This window comes from Pseudomonas sp. SB113 (assembly GCF_040754745.1).
Lineage (GTDB): Bacteria > Pseudomonadota > Gammaproteobacteria > Pseudomonadales > Pseudomonadaceae > Aquipseudomonas > Aquipseudomonas grimontii.
On record NZ_JBFMHW010000001.1, the window covers coordinates 289,838 to 305,691 of the forward strand.

Sequence of the window (15,854 nt, forward strand, 5' to 3'; positions counted from 1 at the left end):
ACCGGACCATCGGCGGTATCGTTGAAGCAACTGCCTGGCAGTTGGCAGTTCCTTCATGGATTAACGCGAGGCTGTTTTTTCATGACGATATAACCATCCCCATCCTCCACGTAAATGGAGTAAAACCAGTTATCGATTATGGGTCGAGCATCGGGTTTCAGTCGTACTCCGGCCGAATGTTCATGGCTGGCCTGCACCACATTAGTGATCCCTACCCTGGCCATTGCCTCAGGTAAAAACAGAAAATCAGCAGCCACTAAATACGGCATAACCGGCATGATCGAAACGGTTCCGGCAGAGGCTGGCAACCAATAATCCTGAGCACTGGCATTAAAGTAAAAAACCTCCACCGAGGCCAGCGCCGCATTAGAAGTCAGCGAATAAGCCAAACTACTCATCACGCTGGTTTCCAATTCCTTCTTCAGGCTCAAGACTCGCCCATAACTATAAGAAATTGACAAAAATAAAATTATTGGCAGCACAACAAACACCGTCAACTTGCGCTGCACAGCATTCAACCATTGATAGATCACCAGGACTATAAAGACCAGCAAAGGCCCGCTCCCCAACATCGCCCTTGCATCATTATTCTCATAAAAAAAAACAAGCATGATTCCCGGCACAGACATTATCAGCAGCGGCACTATCGATATATAAGCCAAACTCACCAGCACTTTACTCACCCACCCTGGACGCTCACGCAATGCAGAAAAACCAGCCCAGGCGTAACCCATCCCAAATAGAATCGCCATCACACCAAAAAACCAGGCACTATCGCCCGTATATAAAGGGCGAATCCTTTCTTCCGCATTTTCTAAACGCTGGAACATGACAACCGGCCAATCCTTATCCAAAGCAAGAAGCTGCTGCCGTTCCGTGCCCATAAAGGGAACGATCGCACAAAGATAAAAAAGCGAGGCAACGCCCGCCTGCATGGCCTTTTCCAAACCCAACATCACCCATTCACGGGTTGCTTTTTTATCTTTAATCGCTCTGTACAATTCGATGCAACACAATCCGAAAAACGCATTGATAAGTGGCTGATAAATACACAACGCACTGCCAACCAGTAACGTGCTGCCCCACCACTCCAGCCATTTCCGTTCAGACTTAAAGGTGATAGCAAATACCATCATCGCCAACCCTAAAGTCATCACAGGGCCGTCGTATTTATAAGCAAGATCACTCAAAAACAAGGGACTGAAAAACACCGGCAACACCACCATCGACGAAAACACATTCACGTGACAAAAGTAATGAAATGCGAGCTTCTCCAATGCGGTAGCCATGACCACGCACGCGACCAACAGGCCCAATGGGGATGAGTCTGGGGCGCCATTTGAGAGGGATAAGAAATGATAAAAACCGTCAATTAAAAAACGCCCTTCAGCACGCCATGACGCGTACCCATACGCAGCCCTAAAGCTATCTTCAACGTAAAAGTAGTCAGCCAGGGTCAAGGGATACACATAGACTAAAACAGCCACTAAAAAAAATATAAAACTTTCCTTCCTCGACCATTCATAGGTAATCACTTTTCGGCGCCTCCCTTAAGATCACTCCAAACACCTGCCTCTTCGGCGACTTGCTCGCCCCGACTCACAACGCCTTTAACCACATAACGCGGCCGGTGCTTAGTTTCCATATAGATGCGCCCCACATATTCCCCCAGTATCCCGATCCCAATCAGCTGCACCCCTCCCAGGAACAAGATCGCCGTCATCAACGATGGGTACCCCGGCACCTCATTACCAAACAGCACTTTGTCCAGCACGAGGTACCCGGCATACACCAATGCGATCAGCGAAATCACGCCACCGATATAACTCCACAACCGCAACGGCAAGGTGCTGAACGAGGTGATGCCATCCAATGCCAGGTTCCACAGTTTCCACGCGTTGAATTTGCTCTGGCCCACCGTGCGGGGGGCACGGTCGTACTCGACAATGGCCACGCCGAACCCCGCCCAGGACAACACCCCCTTCATGAACAGTTGCTGTTCGGGCAGGGCCTTGATCACATCCACCACCTTGCGGTCCATCAACCGGAAGTCGCCGACGTTTTCTTCGATATGCGTGTAGGAAATTCGATTAAGCAGGTGATAGAACAACGACGCGCTACGGCGTTTGAGGTAGCCATCGCTGGAGCGGTCCCGACGCTTGGCCAGCACCACATCGGCGCCGTTCCGCCATTCATGGATCAAGCGCGGGATCACGTTGACCGGATCTTGCAGGTCCACGTCCATAGGCACCACGGCCTCGCCCGTGGCGTATTCAAGCCCGGCGAACAGCGCGGCCTCCTTGCCAAAGTTGCGCGACAGATTGATCAACACCATATCGCTGTCAACCATCGCCAGGGCCCGGGCACGCTCGGCCGTACGGTCGGTGCTGCCATCGTCGATAAGCACTATCTCGATGCCGTGAGCCTGCAAACCGGGTGCCTCGCGCACCGCGCGATAGAACGGTTCGATGGCCTGTTCCTCGTTAAACACCGGCACGATCAGCGAAATCCTCATTGCCCACGCTCGCGGAACACCACCCAGCGTGACAACAAAAAACCGCACACCAGGCTGACCAGCGAAAACACCACCACCGTGACGATCCCCGGCGCACGCCAGCGGTCCGCCAGCCAGCCCACGCCCAGGCTCAAACCGCCCATGCACGCCATGAACACCAGGTAGCGGGCCAACGATGCAGACATGGCAAAGGTGTAGATCGCGTTGACATAAAACGAGAAGGACGCCGCCACACAAAAGGCAAGAAAGTTGCTCACGGCCTGGCTAAGGTCCAGTACAGCCCTGAACACAAAAAACAGCTGCCAATGGATCAGCGTATTGGCGACCCCAATCACCGTGTAGCTGGAGAATCCCTTCCACAGTCTGGCCATGCCGTCGCCCTGTTCCGCCTGCCTCCAGCAAGCCACGTCCGTCATTGTTCGTCTACTGTCAGAATTAACAGGTACCCGTCGCGCGGTTGAGACATTCTGTAATACCCGGCCTTTGCAATTGCTTACAAATGTCGCCAACCTGCGCCCGCCCGACGCACGGCGTAAGACTTCACCGCCGCTTGCCTGTCATTACTAAACCCTCAGTTCAAGAGCCCGCTGCCATGCTGAACGGACGCGACCCGCGCATCGATTTTTTTCGGGGCCTGGCGTTGATCTTCATTTTCTGGGATCACGTCCCCCACAACCCCCTCGGCCAGATCACCCTGCGCAATTTCGGTTTCAGCGATGCTGCGGAAGTGTTTGTGTTCCTCGCCGGTTATGCCTGCGTACTGGCCTACGGCAAAATTCTGCAGGCCGAAGGATATTGGGTCACCGCCCTGAAAATCCTGCGCCGAGCCTGGGTGTTGTACGTAGTGCACATCTTTTTGCTGGCGATGCTGATGGGTATCGTGTTCTTCGCCAACAGCCATGTGGAGACCCGCGACCTGGTCGAGGAGATGGGCCTGACGCACTTCGTCACCCACCCACAACAGGCCCTGACCGATGAATTGCTGCTGCGTTTCAAACCCAACCTGATGGACCCGTTGCCGCTGTATATCGTGCTGCTTGCCGGCTTGCCGCTGGTGTTGCCGCTGCTGTTGCGCAAGACGTGGGTGGTGGTGGGGCTGTCGATGACGGTGTATCTGCTGGCGCCCTGGATGGGCTGGAACCTGCGGGCGATTGCCGACGGTGTGTGGTACTTCAACCCGGTGACCTGGCAGTTTCTGTTTATCCTCGGCGGCGCGGCGGCGGTGCAGGCCGGCCAGGCCCGCGCGCCCGATACCCGGCCGCTGCGCCGGCAACCGTTGTTTATCGCGGCGGCAGCCTATGCCCTGCTGGCCGGGGTGATTACATTGTCCTGGCGTTGGCCGCACCTTCACGATGCCTGGATGCCCGCCATCGTCAGCAACATGTTGTACCCCATCAGCAAGACCGACCTTTCACCGGTGCGCCTGGTGCACTTTCTCGCCTTGGCGTATGTCACCGCCAAGCTGCTGCCGGGTCGTGCCTGGACGCAAAACTGGCTGGCGCAACAGAGCTGCCGCATGGGCCGCTATTCGTTGGAGGTGTTCTGCCTGGGAGTATTGCTGGCGCCACTGGCCGATATGCTCAACGCCCAGGTCGAGGATGCCTGGCCGATGCAGGTGTTCAGCGCACTGCTGGGCCTGTTGCTGATGGCTGCACTGGCGGCCTGGCTGGAGTTCATTAAAAACCTGGATGCCTCCCGGCACCGCCCTCTCGCTACGGGTAAATAGTTAACCCCTGGCATCGTGCGCGTGGTGATTACATCGGCCTTCCACTCAATATGTGAAAGGCCACCCATCCATGCCGACTTCTCAATTACTCAACGGCTTATCCGGCAATCTGCAATCGAGCATCTCCTGGGCACAGCAAGAAGCTGTGGAGCAGATCCGGCATAACTTGACGCATGCATTGGGCGCCCTCACGCCCGATGAAAAAAAACGCTATGTGAGACTGCAACGCGAAGCCCTGGCGGCCCTTAACGCGGTTGAAACCGAAAAAGAGCGCGTGGTACAGGCCTTCAAGACCGAAGGCCTGGCCCAATTGCGCAGCCGCATTGACGGGCGTGACCCCGAAGCCTTCCGGTTCAACACCGTTTACCGGGAAAAAGTGGAACAGCCCTTCCCTTGGGAACCTGAACGTAAAGAACGGACCCGATTCCGTCGCCGCTCCTACACGCAAGACTGGCACTACGTCGATCACGTCAAAAGCATGTCCCTGTGGGAGGCGGCCTGCGTCAACTTTGGCTTCACCTACGGCAGGACCACAGAGTCCGGCTACAGCCTGGTACAAGCCAGCCATGTCGCTGGGCCAGGCGATGATCGCAGCCTCTCGGCACAAGCGTTTATCGACGTGGCACGCGAACTGGACCTGGGCGGCCAACTGAAAAGCCGCATCAACGCCACCTTGGGGGACAACGGCACACTGCGCCGCCTGATGAGTGTTTCAGCCAGGACGCTACTGCAGTTCGATGTGCTGGACGCCTGGCGCAACCGTGCCGATAGCGGGCTGACCCGCGAGATGTATACCCTGTTGAATGCGGCCATTGATGAGACAGGGGCTCAACCGGAGATTGACTCACTGGGCCTTACAGCGGGGGTAACGGTGGTGGCGGCCGTTCCCTTCGTGCCCTGGGACACCATAATTCCGGTGCCTCTGCTGCTGATTCGCGTCGCGGCCCTGGGTGTGTTGTCGTACTTTCCGTTCCGCCCTGGGGGCGCACTGCGCTATCACCCCGACGCACGCGCGGCGGAGCAAGCATTCCGCACGCAACTGCTCGAAAGCCATCAAAACGACGACTTGGGCTGGTTTTCCCGGCAATTGCCCCTGGTGGGCATGTCCGTCTTCTCCAAACTGGTGACCAAGAAGCCTCGGCCGGAAGGCCTGAACTGGCTTGCGGGAAAACTGTATGACGGTTTTCACAAAGCCTTCCCGGCGCAGACCCTCAAGGATATCCACTTCGCCGCCGACGCCAAGACGGGACGGCCAGTGAGCCTGGTAGAGGCCATGACTTACCGGCAGATCCAACGCTGCCAGGCAGACCTCGACACACTCGCCGTCAATCGCTCCGAAGCCGATTGGCAAGCCCTCAAGGACGCGGCGCAGGCGATTGCGTCCGAGGTCCTCGACCTGCTCCTGACCCCGGTGCCCGGGGGCGTGACGGGCATGATGCGCACCTTGCAAGTGCTGATGCTGGGCAGCCTGACCTACAGCGTGATCCAGGGCCTGGACCAGGCCGTCAAAGGCGACGCCAGTGCCTTTGCCAGCAGCCTCACGGATGTTGCCGACCTGATCGTCAGCGGCCAGTTGACCGCCACGGCCGGCCGCTTGCAGCGCCAACGCATGCAAACGCTGATGCAGAACCTAGGTAACCCGCGCAAGGTCATCCGCTCGGGCGGTAGCCCTCAGTTGTGGAAACCCGACGCGCAACCTTACGCCCATGATCGACAGTCGCTGCTGGACGGCCGCAGCCCCGATGCCCTGGGCGTCTACAGCGTAAATGGCGAGAAATACGTCAAGCTCAATGAAGGTGACCAGTTTCTGGTGGCACAGGTCAAACACGACGACCAGCAGATGCGCTACGTGCTCAAACATCAACGCAGCGATGGCTACACCCCGCCCATCCTTTTCAACCCGGCAAAGCAGGCGTGGGTCTTCGACCTGCACAATGCCCACACCCTCTCGGACATCGAGCTGCTACAACGCATGCTGCCCAACGGTTCCTCGCTGGCGCCGGCAGCAGACCTGGAAACCATGCTGCGCAGCACCTCTACCACCCGGGAAACACTGGACAAGGTGTGGCGGTCGGAGCCGGCGCCCTTGAACCTGATCGAAGGCGTGCGGCGACTACAGGTCGACCGGGTCATCCAACTGATCATCGACCGCTTCAACGAGCCCGGCTACCTGCCGCCCCACGGTGACAGCGCGATACTGTGCCTGCTGACGCAACTGCCCGACTGGCCAGCGAACACCACCCTGAGTATCAGCGACCGCCAGCGCACGGTGATCGAGAGCTACAGCAAAACCGAGCGCCCGCCAACACCCACCCATGCCATCGACATTATCAGGGCCGAGGATGGCACCTACAGCGCACGGGACGTTGCGCACCTGGTACCCAATGCCGATGAGCCGTTGTTGAATCTGATCATTGCGTTGCAACCCACCCTCTCGCAACTGGGCCTGGAGGGGCATGCTCCCCACACCTCTGCGCAGCGCATCACGGTGCTACGTCGACAGGTCGCGCAACTGGCCAGCGATGAGCGCATGACACTGTTCAGCGCCCTGGTGAACTACGCCGGTTACGAAAAAAGCGAGCAGCTTGTACCGGCGAACGTGCGCCGGTTTCTGCCCGCCACGGCCTTGCCCCCCCTGGTCGCCGTCACACCGCTGCTGAAAAAACTGCGTGACCTCAACCGCCCCTTGTCCCCGGCCAATCTGGAGCGCCTGCTGGAGCAGCATCCACTGACGCCCCAGCAGCAACAGGCCTACTTGCGGCAAGGCACGCTGCCGAGCGCCTTCCATGAACTGCTGGACAACCACCGCACCGCGTTGCGTATCGATGCGGCCATCGACGGCTTGTACCACGCCCGCGCCTACAATGACGACATTGACCAATGGGCCCGGGAGTTCGCCTCGGCGCTGGTGCGCAATACCCTCAAGCGCCCGTTCGTGATGACCGAAATGGTCGCCGGGCACATCGCCAAACCCTACGTATTCAAAGGCCCGCAGGACCCCACGGTGGAGTTGCGCCACTATGGCAACGGCGTATATGAGGCGTACGACGTGGTCAACGGCGGCACGATTCCCGTGCCTGCAACCGTGGACAGTTTTTACCTGGCCATCGCTTCGGTATTGCAGCCCCACGAGCGGCAGTTGCTGGGCATGAGCAGCGCCACCGACGCCCAGGGCCTGCGCACCCGGCTGGGTGACTACATGAGCAGCAAGCGCAGCGCGGCCGGTTATGTCAGCCTGGTCAACGGTTCGCTGATGCAATACGAACACACCCTCACGCCGCCCACCGACCTGGCACCTGACGCCCTTGGTATTTTCGAGTGGAATACCCAGCATTACCTGCCGCTCTACGGCTCCCTGTACCGGATCGTGTTTGACAAAGTCCTGCACAAATGGCGTCTGCGCCACCCTCGGAAAGTCGGGGTCGACACCCCGTCACTCACCCACAACGGCCACGGTGCCTGGCGCCTTGCCAGCGAAAACCCGATGACCTGGGACGACCATGAACTGCTCTACCGTCTGGGCAACCACACCTACGCGTTTACAGAGGCCGAGTCCGCCAATATCCTCGCCCTCACCAACACTCCGTCCAGGCTCTTGCGCCACGCCCACCGTGCCGGCCATGCCGCACCACCGCTGCTGGCCGACACCTGCAAACGCCTGAAAATGGAACAGGAGATCCGGCAGTTCATCGAGGCGATCGGCAACACTCCCACCTCGCGTATCGCCCGTCCCGACTTGCAGCTGCTGGTGCTTTCCAGCCTGCCCAGTTGGCCTGACAGCCACGTCCTGCGTGTGGTCGACACCGACAACCGGGTTGTCCAGCAATACCCTGACCGCAACCGGCCAAACGACAAAGCATTGGTGGTCAAGAAGAGTGACTACGAGAACGCCAGGCTATTGGACACCGTGATCACCGACGATGAGGTGACCCAGGCCGTGCTCGGTGAATTGCCAGATTCCCGCGACGACCGCCTGTTCAAACTGGTGAAGCAGATCGTCGAGTTCACCGAACGGGAAAAGCCGCAGCTCCTGGAGTCGATCTATCAACGCAGTGAAGACCGTGACACTGAGTTGGTAAGGCATTTCAAAGTCCACCACCCAGGCCTGCCCAACAGCAGTGTCGAGGCGATTCTCGGCCAGGCCACGCCCAAGGAACTCAAGCAGCTGCAGCAAAAGAAAGCGCCCGGTTTGCGCCTTGCCGAACAGGCACGCCTGTCCGCCGACGACGTACGTCTGAACCGCGCCTATGAGGGTCTGTACTCCGACGCCTGTATCAACGCCGACAGCGACAAAATCACCTTGCATGTGCTCAAGGACTTGCCCGCATGGCCCGCAGGCGTGCGCATCGACATTCACCAAGGCAACAACCTCGGGCCCCTGCTGCAAAGCGCAGGCCCGATCACCGGCACCGAACGCCGCACGCTCGCCAGGACCGAACGCGGCTACCAGGCCTACGACAGGTCGGGCAACCCGCTCGGCCAGCCATCGAACCTGTTGCTGCGGGTTATTCTCTCCACCTTGTCCGACGACGAAAAGAACGCGCTGGAGGCGACCGATGAGGCAGGCTTGTCAGGGTTGCGCCAACAGATTCTCACGCTTGCACTCAGCCAACGGGTACAGATCAAAAGCCTCCTGGACCTGACCCACCTGCAACCCTGGATGGTGCCGCCCATGGGCGGGGAACGGACATTCCTGGCCTACCCTATGTGGAGCCGGCTCTGGCCGTTCAGTGGTCATCGGCCACCCGACCTGGTCACCAAGGTCCAAGAGCTTTACCCCCGGATGAGAGATTCCGATGCCCGCGATTTCATCCGCTCGCTGAACATGAGCGAGCCGGCTGCATTGGTCGAAATCGAACGCCGGCGCACCGAATACCACGACATGGACATCGAGCTGGAGCGCTGGGCAGACACACCCCAGAGTGCGGATGAACCCACCCAGGATCCGCTGGGCTTGAGACTGGCCAGCCGTCGCTACCTCGCGCAACAGCTGCGAGAAGCCTGGCGCCACGAAAATCGCTCCATTACCTACCTCGCCGGGGTGTTTCACGCCCAATTCCTGGAGTTGCAACTGGATGACGGCGACCTGCCGCCAGCCCATTTCATCAGCGGCAATCAAGGCTTTTCACACATCGACTTTCTGAAAATCTCGGGCAATCACTTTCCTGAAACAGCCAATGCGTTCCTGAGCAAATTCACCGGGCTAAGCGGCCTGCATCTGGATTGCCGGCTGCACGAATTACCCGCAGCCATCACTGACATGACCCAACTCACCCACCTGACTCTCAGTGATAACGATATCCGCCTGACCGAAGCTTCGGCCCAGCGCCTGGCATCCATGGTCAACCTGCAGCGGTTGGTCCTGGAGGACAACCCAGACCTTGGCGTGTCCCCGGATGTCAGCGCCATGACCCACCTGCGGCATCTGAACCTGGCGAATACCGGGCTGACCCAATGGCCCACGGGCGCGGAACTGCTGCCGTCTCTGGAGGAACTGCACCTGCAAGAAAACGCAATCACCGACCTTCCCGAAACGCTGTTCAACGATGAGCGCGTCGGCCCGCCTCGCCGCACTATCCTGCTGCATGAAAACCCGCTCTCGCCAGCCACCCTGGAGCGTATCGAACAGCACCGGCACACCACCGGTATCAGGCTCGGCGGCGCACTTGGGCAACCGCATCAAGCGCCAGTAGCTGACGCTGTTTCATCCTGGTTAAGCGGCGTGCCCACAGCCGATGTCGCGGCGCGCCGAACGTTGTGGGAGCAACTCAAACACCACGAAGGCGCCAATCCCGATGATGCCTTCAGGGTGCTCGCGGACCTGACCAATACCTACGCCTACACCGCCGGGGGCGCTCGTCGGGAGGCCTTGACGCAACGGGTATGGACCTTGCTGCTGGCCATGGGCGAGTCGAGCGAGCTGCGCAATAACGTGTTCCTTAACACCTACGGCTCGGGTGACTGCGGCGACAGTGTGCTGCTGGCCTTTACCAATATGGAGCTTGAACACCGGATCCACATGGCCAAAGCCAAGAGCCGCAGCTACGAGAGTGACCGCGCGCTGATTGACTTGTCCGCCGGACGCTTCTACCTCAACCAGCTCGACCATATCTCCGACAAATTCATTCATGACCGGGAACTGGCCGGCCTGGAAGTCGACCCGGCCGAAGTCACGATTTACTTCCGTGCCCAATTGACCACCGAGTTCAACCTGCCCTTTCACCCATTGGAACTGCTGTACAGCGTCGAAGACTATGTGACCACGGAGGTCATCAATAACGCCCGCCTGCAACTGCGCAGGCTCGGCAACAGCCCGGCCCTGCAGGAATGGCTATTGATGGAAGGGTTCTGGATCGAATACCTGGCCAGGAGCCATCCGGAGACCTTTGCTACCATCAAGGACACCATTCGCTACAAAGTCAGCCTGCTGGAAAAAGAGGTGCCGGACCGACACTCGGACGAGCATCTGGAACGGCGTCAGTCACTGATCGACCTGGAGCAGGACGAGCAGAATCGCCTGGTGCGACAACTGACCGTCGCCACCCAGGCCGCGCTGCAACGCGCCTGAACCAGGCCCCGGCGCCCAAGGCGGGCACCGGGGCTTGCTGCGTCAAGCCGAGCGGGGCGAGCCCTGGCTGACCTGCGTCGGTTGCAACTTGAACACATAGAACAACACGGTCAGCAGCACCAGGAATACCGGCCCCACATACAACGCCACGCGGGTATCCGGGAAGTACGCCATCAGGCCGACTACCAGCACCAGAAATGCCAGCGCCAGGTAGGAACTGACCGGGTACAGCCACATGCGGTACTTCAAAGCCTTCTGTTCGGCCGGGCTCAGGCTCTTACGGAACTTGAGCTGGGCCAACAGGATCATCACCCAGGTCCAGATCGCGCCGAAGGTGGCGATGGAGGTCACCCAGACGAAGACTTTCTCCGGCACCAGGTAATTGAGCAACACCCCCAGCAGCAAGGCAAAGATCGACAACAGCAGCGCCTTGCGCGGTACGCCGTTGCTCGATGTGGTACCGAACGCGGCCGGCGCCTGGCCGTTCTGCGCAAGGCTGTAGAGCATGCGCCCGGTGCTGAAAATCCCGCCGTTGCAGGACGACAGCGCCGCCGTGATCACCACGAAGTTGATGATGCCCGCCGCCGTTTTGATCCCCAGACGCTCGAAGGTCATCACGAACGGGCTGCCCTGGGTGCCGATTTCATTCCAGGGGTAGATCGACAGGATCACGAACAACGCGCCGACGTAGAACAGCAGGATGCGCCAGAACACCGAGCCGATGGCACTGGGGATGGTCTTTTGCGGGTTCTTCGCTTCACCGGCGGTGAGGCCGATCATTTCCACGCCCAGGTAGGCGAACATCACCATTTGCAAGGACATCAACACACCCTGCACGCCATTGGGCATAAAGCCGCCATGGGCCCACAGGTTGGAAATACCGAGCGCCACGCCGTCGTTGCCAAAGCCGAACGCGATGATGCCCACGCCGCCGATCACCATGGCAATGATGGTGACGATCTTGATCAGCGCGAACCAGAATTCGAATTCACCAAAGGCCTTCACCGCGATCAGGTTGATCGTGCCCATGCTGATCAGCGCCGCCAGGGCCCAGATCCAGCGCGGCGTATCGGGGAACCACACGCCCATGTACACCGCCACGGCGGTGATTTCCGCCACGCAGGTCACCAGCCACAGGAACCAATAGTTCCAGCCGGTCAGGAAACCGGCCAACGGCCCGAGGTAGTCCTGCGCATAACGGCTGAACGAGCCGGCGACCGGATTGTGTACGGCCATCTCGCCGAGGGCACGCATGATCACCAGGATGGCCAAGCCACCGATGATGTAGGACAGCATGATGGCCGGGCCGGCCATTTCAATGGCCTTGGCCGAGCCGAGGAACAGGCCGACACCGATACAGGCGCCGAGGGCCATCAGGCGAATATGCCGCTCGCCCAGTTCGCGTTTGAGCGGGCCGCCCGAAGCGGTCTCGCCATGGGGCAGGTGGTTGCCAACTGGCATAGGGGTACAACCTCATTTTGTTATTGGAGTGTCCGTCGAGTCTCCAGGGGGCAAGCCGGTAAGCCTGCGCCCTTGTTGAAACCGGGCCGCCTCATGGACGAGCCCTTCTTGCCAGGCAAGATCAGCGGGGCGTGCAGTATAAAAAGCCAGGAGCAGGGCCTTTCACTATAAAAACGAGGCAATTCAGGGGAAGCGTCGGTCAAAATGCAATTTTACAGGAGTGTCTGACCTGTCTTTGGCGACAAAACGTCGCGGCAGCACCGTAGCAAATCCATCGGAAGATTCCGACACCCAATACACAATTCCCTCACACACAGCCATCAGCGACTAGACTTCAGGCAAGTCCGATCTATCTGCGTGAAGGGATCAATCGACTATGGGCGCACTGTGGCAAACCGAATCGAGCAAGGCTGCGAAAGTACACGGCAGTTCGGACCCAGCGCCTTTACCCCAAAATAAACCCAGGCCCCGTTACGCACGGCGCCTGTTCTGGTTGATTGTGCTGATGGCGTTGGTGGCCCTGGGGTTTGCCGCCGCTAAAGAGATGCGCACCTCACGCCTGCAGGCCCAGGAACTCAGCCGCCTGGCCCGTGACCTCACCTACCAGCTGGAGCCCGGCCCCAGCCCGGCAATCGCCTACCCCGGTGCCGGCCCCTTCGACCGGCGCCTGGGTTACAGCGACCTCGCCACGTTCCTGCCGCGCCTGCTCAAGCGCGGTTATGCGATCGAAAGCCAGGCGCGCTTTTCGGCCGAGTTGATGGACTACAGTGCCAAGGGCCTGTTCGTGCCTTATGCGGAAAAGATCCAGGCCGGGTTGTCCATCACCGACTGCCGCGCCGTGCCGCTCTACCAGCACAACTATCCGCAGCAGCTGTACGAAAGCTTCACTGCGATTCCGCCGGTGGTGGTCAACAGCCTGCTGTTCATCGAGAACCGCGACCTGCTCGACCCGGCCCAACCCGAAGCCAACCCCGCAGTGGACTGGCCACGCTTCGCCAAAGCCGCCTGGTCACAAGTGGCCAGGCTCCTGCATTTGCCCGGGCAGACCGCCGGCGGCAGCACCCTGGCGACGCAACTGGAAAAATACCGTCACTCCCCTGACGGCCTGACCTTGTCGGGCGGCGAGAAGCTGCGCCAGATGTTTTCCGCCAGCGTGCGTGCGTACCAGGACGGCCCGCAGACCTTGCAGGCCCGCCAGAACATCGTGCGCGACTACCTCAACAGCGTGCCGTTGTCCGCCGTGCCCGGCCACGGTGAAGTGCACGGAATGGCCGAAGGGTTGCGGGTGTGGTACGGCGCCGATTTCAACCGCACCAACGCGCTGCTTGCCGACAACAGCACGCAAACCCTCGGGCAAAAAGGCCTGGCCTTGCGTGAAGTGTTGTCATTGATGATTGCCCAGCGCCGGCCTTCGCACTACTTGTCCAAAGGCCACGCCGAACTGGCGGAGCTGACCGACAGCCACATTCGCCTGCTCGCGCAGAACGCGGTCATCGACCCGGCCCTGGCCCAGGCCGCCCTGGCCAGCAAGGTCAGCTATCGCGACTGGCAGCAACAGCCGACGATCCAACCGATTGAAACCAACAAAGGCATCAGCGTTGCCCGCAGCCGCCTGGCCGCCCTGCTCAATCGCCCGCTGTACGACCTCGACCGCCTGGACCTGTCCGCCACCAGCACCCTGCAGGATGAGCTGCAAACCCAGGCCACCGCCTACCTCAAGCAGCTGGCCGACCCCGCCTTCGCCGGGCAAATCGGCTTGCTCGGCCCGCGCCTGCTGACGCCCGCCAGCACCGCGCAAGTGCGCTACAGCTTCACGCTTTATGAGATGACCGCCGATGGCGCACGGGTGCGGGTACAGACCGACAACACCGACCAGCCCTTCGACATCAACGAAGGCAGCAAGCTGGAACTGGGCTCCACCGCCAAGCTGCGCGTGCTGACCACCTACCTGCAAATCATCAGCGAACTGCACGACCGTTATGCCGGCCAGACACCCGCCGAGCTGAAAAAAATCAACCTCGATGAGCAGGATCGCCTGTCGCGCTGGGCCGTGGATTACCTCGCACAAAACCGCGACCAGAGCCTGCCGAAGATGCTCGACGCGGCGCTCGAGCGGCAGTATTCAGCCAGCCCCGGCGAACGCTTTTTCACCGGCGGCGGCCTGCATCACTTCAATAATTTTCGTAACGAAGACAACGGCCGCAACCCCACGCTGCGTGAAGCCTTGCGTGAGTCGATCAACCTGCCGTTCATTCGCCTGATGCGCGACCTGGTGCGCTACAGCACTTATCAGGGGCCCAACAGCAGCGCCGAGTTGCTCAAGGACGACAACGACCCGCGCCGCCAGGAGTACCTGGCGCAATTCGCCGACCGCGAGGGCACTACCTTCCTGTTGCGTTTCTGGAAGCGCTACCGCAACAAGGACACCCAGGCGCGGCTCGACACGTTTCTTGACGGCATGCACCCCACTGCCATTCGCCTGGCTGCCGTGCACCGTTACCTGCTGCCCCAGGCCAGCCAGGAGAGTTTCAACCGTTTTGTGCGCGCACACCTGAACACCAAGGCCCCGGAAAAACTCACCGACGAACGCCTGGCCAAGCTCTACAAGGACTACGGCCCCGGTACCTACGACCTGCCGGACCAGGGCTATATCGCCAAGGTCCACCCACTGGAGTTGTGGCTGCTCGGTTACCTGCTGGACCACCCCGACGCCACCTTCGCCGAGGCTGTCGCCGCCAGTGAGCACGAACGTCAGGAAGTCTATGGCTGGCTGTTCAAGAGCCGCCACAAGAGCGCTCGCGACAGCCGCATCCGCACCATGCTGGAGGTCGAGGCATTCCTGGATATTCATCAGCGCTGGCAGGCGGTCGGCTACCCGTTCGACCATCTGGTGCCATCCCTGGCCACGGCCATCGGCAGCTCCGGCGACCGTCCGGCGGCCCTGGCAGAGTTGGTCGGGATCATCCTCAATGACGGCGTGCGTGAACCGACCCTGCGTATCGACAGCCTGCACTTCGCCGCCGACACGCCCTATGAAACGCGCCTGGTCAACCAGCCTGATCGCGGCAAACGGGTGATGCCCAGCGAAGTCGCGGCGGCCCTGCGCGGTGCGTTGTCGCAAGTGGTGGATGCCGGTACCGCCAAACGCGTGGCCGGCAGTTTCAAGCTGGCCGATGGCACGCCCCTGACCATGGGCGGCAAGACCGGCACCGGTGACAACCGCATTGAAGCCATCGGTGCCGGGGGGCGCATACTCAGTTCCAAGTCGATCAACCGTACCGCGACGTTCGTGTTCTACATCGGCGAGCAGCACTTCGGCACACTGACGGCGTTTGTGCCGGGCAGTTCGGCGCAGCACTTCACGTTTACATCAGCCTTGCCCGTGCAGGTGCTCAAGGGCATGGCGCCGATCCTCACCCCCTATCTAAAGCCAGGAGCCCAGACGTTGTGCCTGCCGTCGATGGCCAACCACTGACCCTGGGCAGGGTGTTATCCCGCTGTTTTTCAGTTCTGAATAGTGCATCGAATACCACCGATTCCCAGCTGGATTTCAAGCTTTTAACCGGCGGTATCCCGCGCATAAT

At 60.0% G+C, this 15,854-nt stretch carries 7 protein-coding genes; 3 read left to right on the plus strand and 4 right to left on the minus strand.

The annotated features are described in order from the left end of the window. Positions 1–53: 53 nt before the first annotated feature. The 3 genes from AB1462_RS01395 to AB1462_RS01405 are packed head-to-tail and all read right to left on the minus strand — an operon-like array spanning position 54 to position 2,886. Positions 54–1,535 carry a glucosyltransferase domain-containing protein gene (locus tag AB1462_RS01395; protein WP_367246023.1) on the minus strand — a complete coding sequence of 494 codons (1,482 nt, stop codon included), beginning with the start codon at positions 1,533–1,535 and terminating at the stop codon, positions 54–56. Further along, a complete protein-coding gene (locus AB1462_RS01400; RefSeq protein WP_090408876.1) occupies positions 1,532–2,515 on the minus strand; it encodes a glycosyltransferase family 2 protein in 984 nt (327 codons plus the stop codon). Before AB1462_RS01400 ends, AB1462_RS01395 begins: the two co-directional genes overlap by 4 nt. Continuing rightward, entirely contained in the window at positions 2,512–2,886 is a 375-nt protein-coding gene (locus AB1462_RS01405) for a GtrA family protein (protein WP_090408877.1), read from the minus strand. The genes AB1462_RS01400 and AB1462_RS01405 overlap by 4 nt, the downstream gene beginning before the upstream one ends. A 221-nt stretch (positions 2,887–3,107) precedes the next feature. On the opposite strand from AB1462_RS01405, the gene AB1462_RS01410 reads away from it, so the two are divergent. After that, positions 3,108–4,241: an OpgC domain-containing protein gene (locus tag AB1462_RS01410; protein WP_367246024.1), complete on the plus strand. Its 1,134-nt coding sequence runs from the start codon at positions 3,108–3,110 to the stop codon at positions 4,239–4,241. A 70-nt stretch (positions 4,242–4,311) separates the two neighbouring features. Beyond that, positions 4,312–10,809, plus strand: coding sequence for an NEL-type E3 ubiquitin ligase domain-containing protein (locus AB1462_RS01415; protein WP_367246026.1), 6,498 nt, complete (start codon positions 4,312–4,314; stop codon positions 10,807–10,809). Positions 10,810–10,851: 42 nt separating this feature from the next. On the opposite strand, the gene AB1462_RS01420 is transcribed toward AB1462_RS01415, so the two are convergent. Continuing rightward, positions 10,852–12,270, minus strand: coding sequence for an amino acid permease (locus tag AB1462_RS01420; protein WP_090408882.1), 1,419 nt, complete (start codon positions 12,268–12,270; stop codon positions 10,852–10,854). A gap of 376 nt (positions 12,271–12,646) precedes the next feature. Between AB1462_RS01420 and AB1462_RS01425 the strand changes: the two genes are divergently transcribed. Further along, positions 12,647–15,745: a transglycosylase domain-containing protein gene (locus AB1462_RS01425; protein ID WP_367246028.1), complete on the plus strand. Its 3,099-nt coding sequence runs from the start codon at positions 12,647–12,649 to the stop codon at positions 15,743–15,745. Positions 15,746–15,854 lie beyond the last annotated feature (109 nt).

Bases quoted from the DNA above. Each gene is read 5' to 3' on its own strand.
- AB1462_RS01400 (WP_090408876.1), bottom strand. From the start codon at position 2,515: ATGAGGATTTCGCTGATCGTGCCGGTGTTTAACGAGGAACAGGCCATC.
- AB1462_RS01405 (WP_090408877.1), bottom strand. From the start codon at position 2,886: ATGGCCAGACTGTGGAAGGGATTCTCCAGCTACACGGTGATTGGGGTC.
- AB1462_RS01410 (WP_367246024.1), top strand. From the start codon at position 3,108: ATGCTGAACGGACGCGACCCGCGCATCGATTTTTTTCGGGGCCTGGCG.
- AB1462_RS01415 (WP_367246026.1), top strand. From the start codon at position 4,312: ATGCCGACTTCTCAATTACTCAACGGCTTATCCGGCAATCTGCAATCG.
- AB1462_RS01420 (WP_090408882.1), bottom strand. From the start codon at position 12,270: ATGCCAGTTGGCAACCACCTGCCCCATGGCGAGACCGCTTCGGGCGGC.
- AB1462_RS01425 (WP_367246028.1), top strand. From the start codon at position 12,647: ATGGGCGCACTGTGGCAAACCGAATCGAGCAAGGCTGCGAAAGTACAC.